The following is a 13,353-nucleotide window of genomic DNA, read 5'->3' as shown; positions in this document are numbered from 1 at the left end:
GGGCAAGGCTGGAGTGAGGGAGAGTCTTCTCCCTTCCATTATTTACGAAATTTGTAAAACAAATGCAATTCTTTACATTTTTTGAAATTAAAAATTTTGCTGAATTTCACAACTCGGCTTTCGTTTTACATTTTTGACCGCTTTTTCAATAATTGACGGGTGGTTTTGTCCATTTGGCACGGATTTTGCAAATACGGAGCGCAAAAAGTAATAACAAGGATTTTTTATGAACGCTCAAGCACTTTATGATCCGGCCAACGAACACGACGCCTGCGGTGTCGGTCTGGTTGCCAATATTAATAATGTTGCCTCGCACCAGATAGTGCTGCAGGGTATTACGGTCTTGAAAAGGCTCATGCATCGCGGTGCGGCTGGTGGCGACCCTGAAACGGGTGACGGCGCTGGCCTTTTGCTTTCTATGCCGCATAAGTTCTTCCGCAAGCTTTACCCGACGCTTCCTGCCCGTTATGGCGTGGCGATGTACTTTGTCGAAAATACGCTTGCCGCCGATGCCCTGGATGCCGAAATCAAGCGCGTTGCTGAATCCGAAGGTGTCGATGTCATCCAGTTCCGCGAAGTTCCGGTGAACCCCGCTACGATCGGCCACACCGCTCGCAAAACCTTGCCGCATATTCGCCAGGTGTTCTTTGACGGCTCCAAGTTCAAGACCAACGAAGAATTCGATATCAAGCTTTATGTGGTGCGTCGCCTGATCGAAAAGACCTGCAAGGGTGTGTATGTTTGCAGCTGCAGCCGCAAGAGCATCGTTTACAAGGGCCTGTTGCTTGCAAGCCAGATCGAAGGTTTCTACAAGGACCTGAACGACCTCGATTTCGAAAGCCCCTTGGCTCTCGTTCACCAGCGTTATTCGACCAACACGTTCCCGACTTGGCCGCTCGCTCACCCGTTCCGCTACCTTGCTCACAACGGTGAAATCAACACCCTGCGCGGTAACCTGAACAGCTTGCGTGCCCGCGAACCGCTCCTGAAGAGCGAAGTCATCGGAGACGATTTGCCAAAGCTCTTGCCGCTCATTATGCCGGGCCAGAGCGACTCTGCCAGCCTCGATAACATGTTTGAGCTTCTCGTCGCTGCGGGCCGTAGCCTCCCGCATGCGATGATGATGCTCCTGCCGCAGGCATGGGGGCAAAAGCATTACCTCGGTCGCGACGTGCGTGGCTTCTTTGAATACGAATCCATGCTCATGGAACCGTGGGACGGTCCTGCCGCTGTCGCGTTCAGCGACGGTGTGAATGCCGGTGCAATTCTCGACCGCAACGGCCTTCGTCCGGCACGTTACACTTTGTGTAAAGATGGTCTCTTCGTGATGGCCTCTGAAACGGGTGTGCTTGACCTGCAGGACGACGAAGTCGAAGAAAAGGGCCGTCTCAAGCCCGGTGAAATCATTTACCTCGACCTCGAAAATCACCACATCTTGAAGAACGCCGAAATGAAGGCTTACGTGGCCCGTAGCAAGCCGTACCGCCGCTGGGTGGCCGAAAACAAGATGAGCGTTCGCGGCCTCTTTAGCGAGATCAACCCGGCCGACGTTCCTGACGATATTCTGGTGCAGCAGAAGCGCTTCGGTTACTCTGCCGAAGACCTCTCCATTATTTTGCAGCCCATGGCCAAGAACGGTGCAGAACCTATCGGTTCTATGGGTAACGACGCCGCTCTCGCCGTGCTCTCTGACAAGCCGCAGCCGCTGTTCAACTACTTTAAGCAGCTCTTTGCTCAGGTCACAAACCCGCCGATTGACCCGATTCGTGAAGAACTGGTGATGAGCCTTACGACTTACATCGGTAACCACGGCAACATACTCGAAGAAACTCCGGAGCAGGCGCACCTCATCAAGATTCCGCGCCCGATCGTGACCGAAGACGAAATCCGCCGCTTTGAAAACATCGGCGATAAGGCCTTCAAGGCCAAGGAACTCAAGATGCAGTTCCCGCTCGGTGGTAATGGGGAAGTCTTGGAAGCCGCCTTGCAGAACCTCGCTGGCGATGCCGTGCGTGCCGTGAACGAGGGCTTTGATATCATCGTGCTTACCGACAAGAACGTCGATTGGGGCTACGTGCCTATTCCGTCGCTGCTTGCTACGGCTAGCGTGAACCGCGCCCTTGTAGAAGCGGGAGTGCGTCCTGAAATCGGTCTGGTGGTGCAGTCCGGCGAAGTCCGCGAAGTCATGCACTTTGCCTTGTTGCTCGGTTTCGGTGCTACGGTCATCAACCCGTATTTGGCCTTCCAGAGCATTACCAACATGTGCCACAACGGTGACCTCGATGTAGACCCGGTCACTGCTGCCGCCAACTACGTGAAGGCTGTCGATAAGGGCCTGCTCAAGATTATGTCGAAGATGGGTATTTCTACCCTCCGTAGCTACCGCAGCGCTCAGATTTTTGAAGCGGTCGGCTTGAATCATGAACTTGTCCAAAAGTTCTTGCCGGGTACCGCAAGCCGTATCGAAGGTATCGGTCTCGAAGAAATCGCAGCCGAAGTGGGTGAACGCCAGAAGATTGCCTTTGCCGATGCAAGTAAGGTACTTCAGTCCGGTGGCCAGTACGCTTACCGCAAAGAAGGCGAAAAGCACTTGTGGACTCCGCAGTCCTTGGCTGCATTCCGCCAGGCGGTACAGGGCGGCGACTACGAAAAGTTCAAGGTTTACAGCAAGCTAATCAACGATCAGTCCGAACGTCAGGCAACGCTCCGCGGCCTCTTCAAGTTCAAGGATGCAACTCCGATCGATATTTCCGAAGTCGAAAGCCGTGAATCCATCGTCAAGCACTTTGTGGCGGGCGCCATGAGCCTTGGCTCCTTGAGCCCTGAAGCTCACGAAACCATCGCTATCGCCATGAACCGCATCGGTGCCATGAGCAACTGCGGCGAAGGTGGCGAAGACCCGGATCGCGATACTCCGGCTCCTAACGGTGACATCCGTAGCTCCGCTATCCGCCAGATTGCTTCGGGCCGCTTCGGTGTTACAATCGATTACCTGCGCCACGCCAAGGATTTGCAGATCAAGATGGCTCAGGGTGCAAAGCCCGGTGAAGGAGGCCAGCTGCCGGCCCACAAGGTGAACGAATTCGTGGCCCGCATCCGTCACAGTACGCCGAATGTGTCGCTGATTTCTCCGCCGCCGCACCACGATATTTACTCTATCGAAGACTTGGCCCAGCTCATTTACGACCTGCGTAACTCCAACCCGAAGGCCCGTGTCTCTGTGAAGCTCGTGTCCGAAGTGGGCGTGGGTACGGTTGCCGCGGGTGTCGCCAAGGCCCATGCTGACGTGGTGCTCATTTCTGGCCACGATGGCGGTACGGGTGCATCTCCGCTGACCTCTATCAAGCATGCCGGCCTTCCGTGGGAACTCGGTATTGCCGAAGCGGAACAGACCCTTGTGCTCAATGACTTGCGCGGTCGTATCAAGCTCCAGGTCGATGGCCAGCTCAAGACGGGCCGCGACATTGTGGTGGCCGCCCTCCTCGGTGCCGAAGAATTCGGTTTTGCCACGAACTTGTTGGTTAGCCTTGGTTGCGTGATGGACCGCAAGTGCCATACGAACCAGTGCCCCATGGGTATTGCAACGCAGGATGCTGACTTCCGCAAGCGCTTTGCCGGTAAGCCGGAATATGTGGAAAACTTCCTCTTCTTCATCGCCGACGAAGTCCGCGAAATCCTCGCAAGCCTCGGTCTCCGCTCTCTCGAAGAAGCCTGCGGCCGTAGCGATCTCCTCGAAAAGGATTCCGCCATCGCCTTCTACAAGGCAAAGAACCTCGATTTCTCCAAAATTTTCGAAACCGTCAAGGGTGGCGTCAAGTCCTTCGACAAGAACTATGTCAAGGAAGAACTGGTCAACTTCGACCGCCGCGAACTCTTGCCGTTTGTCAAGGAAACTCTCGAAAAGGGTACGGCTGTGGAACTCAGCGCGATGGTACACAATACCGACCGTACGGTGGGTACGGAACTCTCTGGCGAAGTGGACGAACACTTTGGTGTGAAGGGCCTCCCCGAAGATACCATCCGCATTCACCTTCAGGGGGTCGCGGGCCAGAGCTTCGGCGCCTTCCTTGCTCCGGGTGTCACGCTCGATCTGGAAGGCGAAGCCAACGACTTTATGGGTAAGGGCCTCTCGGGCGGTAAGATTATCGTGCGTCCGCCGCACAACGCCACCTTCAAGGCCGAAGACAACGTCATTGCCGGTAACGTCATCGGTTACGGTGGCACAAGCGGTAAGGTGTTTATTAACGGCCTTGCGGGCGAACGCTTCGGTATCCGTAACTCCGGTATGCTCCTTGTCTCGGAAGGCGTGGGCGACCACGGCTGCGAATACATGACGGGTGGCCGCGTGGTGGTACTCGGTCGCGTGGGCGTGAACTTCGCCGCAGGTATGACAGGTGGCTTTGCTTACGTGTACGACGAAACGGGTCACTTCGACCTGAGCTGCAACGTGGGCTCCGTGGACCTTGAAAGCGTGATTGCCGGTACTGAAAGTGAACGCGAGCTCCTCGACTTCATTGAACAGCACGTTCAGGCAACGGGTAGCGAAAAGGGCAAGCGCATCCTTGAAAACTGGAACAGCGAACGTCCCAAGTTCGTGAAAATCTTCCCGGTCGACTATCGTAACGCATTGGCAAAGAAGGGCTGAATGAAAGTAGACAGTAAACGGTAGGCAGTAGACAGTGATAGTAAGGCGGCTTTGCCGCGATTATAAAACTTCCTACTTCCTACTTCAAACTTCTTACTAAACATTAAAATTTTAACTATAAAAGTTGAAGTCTTTTATGCAGCAAATTAACCGAATCGCAGATATTTACCGCCCTGTCGAAGAGCGAATCAAGGACAACAACGAAGTCGAACGCCGCTTGACTTCACTGGAAATCGTACAGCAGGGTTCACGCTGCCACAGTTGTGGAATCCCGTTCTGTCACGGTGCGGGTTGCCCGCTGGGTAACCTGGTGCCCGAATTCAATGCGGCTGTCGCTGCAGGGAATGCCGAACGTGCCTACAACATCATCAGCAAGACAGCTTTCTTCCCCGAATTTACGGGCCGCGTTTGCCCTGCGCTTTGCGAATCCGCTTGTACGGGCAATGTGCATAACGATCCGGTGATGGTTCGCCAGATTGAAAAGTATATCATCGAAACAGCTTTCGAAGAAGGCCGCGTCACGCTCCCTGCCGCCGAATGGAACGGCAAGACAGCCGCGGTTATCGGCTCGGGCCCTGCAGGGCTCTTTGCTGCCGAAGCGCTCCGCCGCAAGGGCTACGCCGTTACCGTTTACGAAAAGCGCGAAAAGGTGGGCGGTCTTTTACGCTACGGCATTCCGAACTGGAAACTCGACAAGTCGGTTATCGATCGCCGTGTCAAGCTCCTCGAAGAAGCTGGCATCAAGTTTGTCTGCAGCACCGAAATCGGCAAGGACATTTCGGCGGAATACATCCACAAGAATTTTGACGAAGTCTTCCTCGCTATCGGTACGCCGAACGCCCGCGACTTGAAAATTCCGGGCCGCGAAGCCGAAGGAATCTTCCTTGCGCTCGACTTCTTGCACGGCGCAAATAAACCTGGCGAGACGAATCCTGAAAAGTTCAGCGCGAAGGGCCGCAAGGTCCTGGTGATTGGCGGTGGCGATACGGGTAACGACTGCGTGGGCAAGGCCATCCGTGAAGGTTGCGAAAGCGTGCTTCAGGTGGAATTCATGCCCAAACCGCCCGAGGAACGTTCCCCGTCCACTCCGTGGCCGGATTGGCCGTACATGCTGCGTACCAGCTACGCCCAGCACGAAGGTGGCGAACGCCGTTGGAACGTGTCTTCCAAGCAGTTTATCGTGAAAGATGGCCGCGTCGCTGGTGTCGAAGCTGTCCGCGTGGAATGGGAAATGTCCCCACAGGGCCGCCCGCTCAAACCCAACGAAGTCCCGAATTCCACCGAAGTCATTGATACCGACTTGGTGGTGCTCGCCATGGGCTTCACCGGGGTCCCGGCAGAAGGCATCGTGAACGATTTGGGCCTGCAACTCACGCCGCGTACCGCGATCATTCCGGACCCGGCTCGCCACATTTACGCAGTCGGTGACTGCGCAAATGGCGCGTCCCTTGTGGTCCGCGCCATGGCCGATGCTAAACGAGTTGTCGGTTCGCTTTAAGAGATAAAGCGGATTAACAATCGAGACCTTCTCCGCACTCCTGGCAAGTAGAACTGCTTGCGCAGGGGAGCAATTCGTCTTCCTCGAACAAAGGCTTTACACGATCGTCGTCTTTGTACCTCAGGTATTTGACGTTTGTGTATTCCTTGCTGACGGTAAACGTGAGCGCGCTAATCTGGTAGGAGTGTAGGTTTGCTCCGTCAGGGTAGATAACGTCTACGATAATGGTGTCTCCAGAAAGTTCTGTGTAAACATCTTTGATAACGAAGTTGTTTGTGGCATAGTAACCATCATCGCGGATAGAAACGGTTCCGTCGGCATTCTTTACTATCACGACACGCGGGGTTACGGCCATTCCCTGGCGAGGCAGTACCGAGACATTACGTGCCTGGGAATAGGTGCTGTCCGGGCCCGGAGGCGGCAGGTACACCCACTTGTTTTCAATGCACTGGTAACTGCGTCCGTAGAAATAGAGCAATGTGTCGGTATCGCAGGGCTCCAAGTCAATTCTGCGAACTCCGTCAGGAATGCCGTCACCGTCACAGTCGCTGCCCGGTGCGCAAGCTTTTGCGCGTGTCCAATAATTGTCAACACATTTCATTTCTTCGCCGGTTACGCAGTCGATAACAATGCTTGTGTCTTTGTTGCTGTCGCAGTTACCGTTTGCGGTCATTCCGTCGTAATCGGAAATATGCTGGCATGTTTCGATTTCCTTGCTGGAGCTGGATGCCGGATTTTCTGCGGCAGAAGAACTCGGTGTTTCCGAAGAGGAACTCGTGACGATATCCTTCGAGTCAATCACGTTGACCCACTCGTCGTCGGTCTTGCTGGCAGGGCAGTTTTCCTTGGCGATGTCCGACTTTGCCGTGGTGCGTTCAACGACCGGTTCCTCGCTCACGTCGCCGCAGTAGCTGAACAGGAATCGAACAATCTGGTTGCTCGTATTTTCTTCGCAGTTCTTTGCTTCGATATCCACGACCTTCATGGTGTCGGGGGAGACGTATTCCAGCACGTGGCCGGCATACTTTTCGTTGCCGTAGAGGTTGAAGGAGTAGAGCGAGCATTCGTTCGTGCCGTTCTTGGTGGCTTCAACCAGGTCGGCGTACTTGGCGGCGGCCTTCGGGAACAGCGCTTCTATAGCGCCGATGTTCTGCTGTACAAACTTGCTGACACCTTCGCCATCAAATTCTGTGGAATTTGTGGAGCCGTCCATAGCCGGAGTCCTGGAAACCATTTCGCTCTTGTTAAATGCGAGCACGGCCTTGTCGAAACGGTGCTTGGTTTCGAGACCGTATTGCTGCAGGTAGGCTTCCAGCGAACCGTTGTTGCTCGGCGGAGTATGAACGTCTCCGCTTGACGAGGAATTCTGGTTTTGGTCTCCGATGCTGCTAGAGGATTCTACCCCGGGCGTGCCCGAGCTCGAAGACCCCTTGTCGGCGACTTCGTTCAGTTCTTCTGATGTTCCGGTGAGATCCTTGACCCCGTCAGAATCGCTGCAACTGGTGCAGAGGAGGGCGAGTGCGCCCGCGATGCAGATGTTAAGCTTTTTCATTGTTGTTCTCCTTTATGCTTTTGGTAAGCGGGAATAATTGTAAATTCAAACGGTAAACCTGTTCGATGCCTTTGTCTTCGGCGGCAATCGCGATAATCTGTCGGCGGCAATCGTCCAGCGCCTTGACAATGCGGTCATAGCTCTCGCGAGACACTCCCATGGTGACGCCGCTGAAGTTGCGTTCGGTTGCCGGCAACTCAAGAGCCGGAGCGGCAAGCTGTGCCATCTGGCGGTGCATTCCGCGGAGAGCAAGCCTGGTTGCATCAGGGGTGCCGCTCACAGACGTTTCGGACTGCTTGAAGGCGCCGTCCTTTTCTTTCTTGAGGAGTCCGGTCCTAGTCAAAAAATCAAGCGATTCGCGGACTTCCTGAGCCGATGTTTCGGCGTAGCACATCTTGGCCATCTCGCCCGGGGTAGCGCCGGGCATCAGCGGGGCAAGTTCACGCATCATGGGGTTACGCCAAGTGTCGTAATAGGCGAACAAGTCTCCTTCCAACACGCGCACCTTATGTACCTTCGCAATCGCGAGCATGTCGCGGTAGGCAGCCTTCTTGGTTTCTTCGTTTGCGGCCTGGCCGAACTTGACCATCGCGCGGAAATAGTCGAGCTCAAACCCTGTGAGTCCTATTGCCGCGGCAACGCGTTCCACACCAATCTTGCTGAGCTTGCTCTTTCCGTCGCACACCACCTTCATATAAGAAGAAGAGGTGAAGCCTGCGATTTTCGAGAATTCGCGCCACGAGAAAGCGGAAATGCGTTTGCGTTCCTCGTAGTAGTCCAGCAGATACTGGCGAAAGTTTGAATATTCGATAATCGGTTTCATTGTTTTCCATCCTGTTATGCCAAGAATATATCTCTTTTTTATCCCCTTGTCAATAGTTTTATGCAACAAAAATTAGGTTTTTTACAAAAAATCACAATATTTTGTCAATCTTTTTAAAAATATTTTCTATATGCAACATTTGGGCTGTATATGCAACATCCAGCCAAAATAAAAACGCCCCGACATTGTCGGGGCGAAATTATGCGATAGAGCTGTTTTTTACTCGCCTAGGCAAGAATCCATTGCAGCGATAATCTTACCCTTATCCATGTGCTGGCCGATGAAGACGAGGCGAATAATGCGGTCGCCGTACTTTTCGTCCCACACCTTGAGCAAGTCCGGATTTTCGCGCAGAATTCGCTTCTGTTCCGCTTCACTTTCGCTAGCGAACCAAGGTCCGAAATTCTGGGCGGACGCCTGCTTGCCGGCCTGTTCGAACAGGTAGCTGTTGTCGCGTTCATCTTCGAACCACACGAGACCTTTGGTGCGGATAATGCTAGTCGGGTAGTCGTCAAGCAACACTTCAAAGCGTTCACGGATCAACGGGCGGCGGCGTTCGTACACGAACGTGCTGATGCCGTATTCGTCACCATGCGGATGATCCTTGTCGTGGTGGTGGCCACAATGGCACACGCCGTGTTCATGGTCGCAGTGACTGTGGTCTTCATGATCGTGGTCATGGTCGTCATCATCGTGATGGTGGTGATGCTCGTGTTCGTCATGATCGTCATCGTCGTGATGATGGTGATGTTCATGTTCGTCATGGTCATCGTCATCTTCGTCTTCAGGCGACGTTTCCTTCATGAGTTCCTTGGCCCAGGCAGCGGAGTTTCCGACCTTTTCGAAGTCGAATTGCTTGGTGTCCAAGATATCCTTCATGTCGACCTTGCCGTAATTCGTCTCGATCATCTTGGCTTCGGGCTGCAATGCACGCACCACGGCCTTCACGTGTTCCAGATCGGTTTTGGACAAACTATCAACCTTGTTCATCACGATGGTGTTGCAGAATTCGATCTGCTGGATGAGGAGGTTGGCGATGTCTTCTTCTTCGAGATCCTTGGACAAAAGCTTCTGGCCACCGGCGAATTCGTCGGCGAGGCGTGCCACGTCTACCACGGACACGATGTTGTCCAGATGGCAGGGGAGCGGGCGTCCGTCGCGGCTCTGGAGCTGGGCGCCTGCCATGCAGATGGTCTGTGCGATAGGAATCGGTTCGCAGATGCCGCTTGCTTCAATCAAGATATAGTCGAACTTGTTCATTTCCAACAGTTCGGCAATTTGTTCCAAAAGGTCGGTCTTCAGGCTGCAGCAGATGCAACCGTTCGAAAGCGGCACTACCTTGCCGGAGTCTTCCTTGGTGATGTTTCCGCCCTTTTCAATGAGGGTCTGGTCAATGTTCACTTCGCCAATGTCGTTCACGATGACAGCGACGTGGTAACCCTGCTGGTTATTAAGTACAAAGTTGAGGAGGGTGGTTTTTCCGGCTCCGAGGTAGCCGGTGAGCAGCGTAATAGGTACTGACTTTTTCATAGTATTCCAAAATTTAGCTTTTTTTGCTTTTTTCGGCAAAAAACAAAAAAAACTAGCCCAGCAGAGCCGGACTAGTTTTTTGGGGGTTAGGAGGAGAACAAAGAGTTCTGGTACATAAGATATAAAAATTCGGGGGTGCTGACAAGGAAATAACTGAAAATTTTATTACTATTTTCTTATTTCTACATTTTTTATGTGATTTGCAACTACTTTGCGGTACGAAAAGTTCCATTTTGGCTGATTAGGGGTGTATTGGGTTCATTTGGGGTTAGAATTGCTGTTTAATAATTAAAAACGGCTATATTTACTCGAAGAATGGAGATTCTATGAATTGTCGAATACTGATGCGTTTCGTCGGAACTACCGATGAACTTTCCGCCGTTTATGATGCCCTGATGGAGCAGTATCCCGAAATGGACCTGCCTAGCGAAGATTCGGGCGAGTGGTACTCGGTTGACGACGTCATGATGGATGAATACGAATGCCGCTTCGAAGAATTACCCGAAGGCGAACTCTTGGCGATGGACGGTTCTGTACTCATCGAAGATGAACTCCCTGAAGATTTCTTTGCTGACTTGATGGATCGATTTGAACGCGTGTACGGCGCATTCAAATGGTCTTCGTTAGATGTGGGCGTGGGTTGCGGCGTCAGTGATGGCTGGGGCGAATTCAATCCGGACTACGCTGACGATTATTCTGACGAAGCTAACGAAATTTCCGAAGCCGTCCTCGGTTTTTGATTCCCTCGTTGACAATCTTGACGCTCTCTTTGTCTTCCCGGCGAATGCCGGGCGGACAGCACTTAGAGCTTTGCTCTTTAGTGCGCATGGCCACCAAGGTGGGATCCCCTTTTACGGCTTTCCAGAGAACTTGTAATTCTTATTGAAAAATTAATTTGTCGGTGATTTCGGCGAGCATGCGTTCGTGCGTGCAGACTTCAGGCGATACGCCTTCAATAGAACCCGTGCTGTAAAAGCTCGTGCAGGCACATTCATGAGCGCAGCAACGGTAGCGAATGTCGCAACCCTCGCATTCCTTTTTGTCGCTGTCCAGGAACTGTCTAATTTGTTCGCAGGCTTCTTCGTTAAATCCGGTAAAGACGTTGCCTTGTAAGTAAGGCGGATTCTCGTTTGAGGTGATGAACCTGGTGCACGGAAACATGTTGCCGTTTGTCGCGACTCCAATTGCCCCGTTGTATACGTGGCAGGAATATTGCCTGTACCGTAAATTCGCAAGGTATAACTTTACTTTGTCCTGAATTGTACCCAAGAACATCTTGTCGCCTTTGTCGCGGCATTCCTTCCAGTACAAAGCCATCTTTTGGTATTGCAATGCGAGCCTGTCAAAATCTTCGCCGGTCCATTTGCCATCAAAGTCGACGCTTGTGGTAAGGCTCTTGAATCCCTGTTCGTGCAGCCACTTGACGCTGTCGGCAAGCGTTTCTACGTGGGCGCGCGTCACCGTACTTAAGGCGACTGCGCCTAACTTTACGAATCGCGGAATGTATTTCTCGATGTCCTTGAAGCTGCCGTCGTTGTTTATGGTACGGCGTGCTATGTTGTGGTGATGTTCCGGGCCGTCCAGCGAAAGGTAAATGCGGAAATGCTCTCGCTCGCAAAAATCTAAGAAAGCGTCGTCGAAGAGCGTTCCGTTCGTGTTTACGGCAAAGTTGAGCTTGAAGTTGCTGGGAGCTTCGCCTTTGTCTATGGCTTCGGCAAGGAATGCCTTGGCAATGTTCACGCCTTTGAAAATGGCGTCTTTGCGTAGTAATGGTTCGCCACCGAAAAAGGTGATGTTCAAATAGCTCTGCTTGAAAAATAGACTGCGTTCTAGCCCCACGCGGATCGCTTGCTCGAGCGTTTCGTCGTCCATTACGTTATGACGGGCAGATTGCGTGTCCTTGTAATAACAATAGGAACAGCGCAAGTTGCACTGTTCCGTAAGGCATAGAACTAAATTCATCCGGCGGTGTCAAATCGTTCGTAAGTGGATACCATGCTTGCGACCATGCAGCCATCTTCGTTGTTACACATGTGAACCTGGATGCAGAACGGGTCGTTGTCCGGGCATACTTCATGTATATCGACGGACGAACTAGAGGGTTGTTCTACTTCGCTCGAAGAACTTTCTTCTATAATCGGGTCGCCTGGAAGCGGCTCCGGTTCTTCAGCGGAACTGCTTTGCGCATTCACTTCGCTTGAAGAACTGCTTTCGAAGTCGCTTTCATCGGGAGCTTCGATAACGCCTGCTTCAGGAGGCGGATACGGTTCATCGTAAGATGAACTGCTCAGGGGCTTGACTTCGGAAGAAGAACTGGATTCTACGTATTGTTCGTCAGGAAAAATGATTCCAGCTTGAGGCGGAAAATCTGGTTCTGCTGCAGACGACAGCGCTTCGACGGCCGAACTGCTGAGGGTCTCGTGGCTCAGAGGAATATCGACGATGCTAGAGCTGCTGGGAGACTCGGTTTCGGGAGCCCCTGTTTCAGGCTTCTCAAGATCGGTCGGGTCGGGTGCCGCGACGTCGCCACTTTCTTCGCAAGCAGTCAATGCGACTGCTGCAATACCGAACGAGGCTGCAATGGCGCTCTTGGCGGCCAAACTGAGCTTCGCGCTGTTTTTGACGATTTTCTTCTCGATTTTCATAGCAGAACTCCTTCCATCAAATCAAAATATATATAAACTAGCCCCCGATTTCTATAAGAAAAGCTGTTTTGCAAAAACCTGTGACCAAATACAAGAAAATCCGCCCTTTCGGAGCGGATTTCCTGAAATCTTGGCGTGAGAGCCGAGCGTTTTTTTTCCCCGCTACGTCTGTTCTTCGCCGCGGAGCATGATGACCTTACCCGTGCGAATGTATTCGACGATTTCGAACTTTTGCAACAGGCTCTTGAGCGTGTCGACCTTCTGGCTGTTTCCGGTGATCTGGATAATCATCGAAGTAGCGGTCATGTCCACGGTATTGGCGTGGAAGTGGTCGCAAAGCTGCAGAATTTCGGTACGCTGGTCCGGAGTGCAACGCACCTTGATCAGTGCGAGTTCCTTTTCCACTGCGTCGGTATCGGTATGGTCCTTGGCCTGCACCACGTCCACGAGCTTTTCGAGCTGCTTGATAATCTGCATCAAAATCTCGGGGTTACCGTGAGCGATGATGTTCATGCGGCTAAAGTTCGGGTCGAGCGTGGGGGAGACCACCAGGGAGTCGATGTTGTAACCACGGCGGGAGAACACGAGGGCGATGCGCACGAGCACGCCCGGGCGGTTTGCAACTAACAAACTAATAGAATGTGCTTTATCCTTTAACAT

Annotated in this window: 9 protein-coding genes; 3 read left to right on the top strand and 6 right to left on the bottom strand. The window is 52.7% G+C overall.

Annotated elements, in window-relative coordinates; translation table 11 throughout:
- The first annotated feature begins 226 nt into the window (after positions 1-226).
- Positions 227-4,645: a glutamate synthase large subunit gene (gene gltB, locus BUC02_RS00995; protein ID WP_073317440.1), complete on the top strand. Its 4,419-nt coding sequence runs from the start codon at positions 227-229 to the stop codon at positions 4,643-4,645.
- 136 nt (positions 4,646-4,781) lie between these two features.
- The gene (locus BUC02_RS00990; protein WP_073317437.1) at positions 4,782-6,143 is read left to right on the top strand and encodes a glutamate synthase subunit beta; all 1,362 of its coding nucleotides are present in this window, start codon (positions 4,782-4,784) and stop codon (positions 6,141-6,143) included.
- Between the two features lie 13 nt (positions 6,144-6,156).
- Here BUC02_RS00990 and BUC02_RS00985 read toward each other — a convergent pair whose 3' ends face one another.
- From BUC02_RS00985 to BUC02_RS00975, 3 genes are all read right to left on the bottom strand, one after another.
- Positions 6,157-7,695 carry a hypothetical protein gene (locus tag BUC02_RS00985; RefSeq protein ID WP_073317434.1) on the bottom strand — a complete coding sequence of 513 codons (1,539 nt, stop codon included), beginning with the start codon at positions 7,693-7,695 and terminating at the stop codon, positions 6,157-6,159.
- On the bottom strand, positions 7,682-8,518 hold the full coding sequence (locus BUC02_RS00980) for a TIGR02147 family protein (protein WP_073317430.1): 837 nt from the start codon (positions 8,516-8,518) through the stop codon (positions 7,682-7,684). The genes BUC02_RS00985 and BUC02_RS00980 overlap by 14 nt, the downstream gene beginning before the upstream one ends.
- 219 nt (positions 8,519-8,737) lie before the next feature.
- Entirely contained in the window at positions 8,738-10,048 is a 1,311-nt protein-coding gene (locus tag BUC02_RS00975; protein WP_073317427.1) for a CobW family GTP-binding protein, read from the bottom strand.
- Between the two features lie 326 nt (positions 10,049-10,374).
- On the opposite strand from BUC02_RS00975, the gene BUC02_RS00970 reads away from it, so the two are divergent.
- Positions 10,375-10,788, top strand: a complete 414-nt coding sequence (locus BUC02_RS00970) for a hypothetical protein (protein WP_073054722.1) — start codon at positions 10,375-10,377, stop codon at positions 10,786-10,788.
- Positions 10,789-10,927: 139 nt separating this feature from the next.
- On the opposite strand, the gene BUC02_RS00965 is transcribed toward BUC02_RS00970, so the two are convergent.
- The 3 genes from BUC02_RS00965 to ilvN all read right to left on the bottom strand — a co-directional run bounded on the left by BUC02_RS00965 (position 10,928) and on the right by ilvN (position 13,353).
- Complete coding sequence (locus BUC02_RS00965; protein ID WP_073317424.1) at positions 10,928-12,010, bottom strand: radical SAM protein; 1,083 nt, start codon at positions 12,008-12,010, stop codon at positions 10,928-10,930.
- Positions 12,007-12,693 carry a hypothetical protein gene (locus tag BUC02_RS00960; protein ID WP_073317421.1) on the bottom strand — a complete coding sequence of 229 codons (687 nt, stop codon included), beginning with the start codon at positions 12,691-12,693 and terminating at the stop codon, positions 12,007-12,009. Before BUC02_RS00960 ends, BUC02_RS00965 begins: the two co-directional genes overlap by 4 nt.
- Positions 12,694-12,855: 162 nt before the next feature.
- On the bottom strand, positions 12,856-13,353 hold the full coding sequence (ilvN, locus tag BUC02_RS00955) for an acetolactate synthase small subunit (RefSeq protein ID WP_072799415.1): 498 nt from the start codon (positions 13,351-13,353) through the stop codon (positions 12,856-12,858).

Origin of the sequence: Fibrobacter sp. UWOV1 (assembly GCF_900142495.1) — a bacterium.
Lineage (GTDB): Bacteria > Fibrobacterota > Fibrobacteria > Fibrobacterales > Fibrobacteraceae > Fibrobacter.
This window is presented reverse-complemented; position numbering and strand designations above follow the sequence as displayed.

What these genes read in the sequence shown, in the direction of transcription:
- BUC02_RS00975 (WP_073317427.1), bottom strand. Translation starts at nt 10,048, where the DNA reads ATGAAAAAGTCAGTACCTATTACGCTGCTCACCGGCTACCTCGGAGCC.
- BUC02_RS00990 (WP_073317437.1), top strand. Translation starts at nt 4,782, where the DNA reads ATGCAGCAAATTAACCGAATCGCAGATATTTACCGCCCTGTCGAAGAG.
- BUC02_RS00985 (WP_073317434.1), bottom strand. Translation starts at nt 7,695, where the DNA reads ATGAAAAAGCTTAACATCTGCATCGCGGGCGCACTCGCCCTCCTCTGC.
- gltB (WP_073317440.1), top strand. Translation starts at nt 227, where the DNA reads ATGAACGCTCAAGCACTTTATGATCCGGCCAACGAACACGACGCCTGC.
- BUC02_RS00965 (WP_073317424.1), bottom strand. Translation starts at nt 12,010, where the DNA reads ATGAATTTAGTTCTATGCCTTACGGAACAGTGCAACTTGCGCTGTTCC.
- ilvN (WP_072799415.1), bottom strand. Translation starts at nt 13,353, where the DNA reads ATGTTAAAGGATAAAGCACATTCTATTAGTTTGTTAGTTGCAAACCGC.
- BUC02_RS00980 (WP_073317430.1), bottom strand. Translation starts at nt 8,518, where the DNA reads ATGAAACCGATTATCGAATATTCAAACTTTCGCCAGTATCTGCTGGAC.
- BUC02_RS00970 (WP_073054722.1), top strand. Translation starts at nt 10,375, where the DNA reads ATGAATTGTCGAATACTGATGCGTTTCGTCGGAACTACCGATGAACTT.
- BUC02_RS00960 (WP_073317421.1), bottom strand. Translation starts at nt 12,693, where the DNA reads ATGAAAATCGAGAAGAAAATCGTCAAAAACAGCGCGAAGCTCAGTTTG.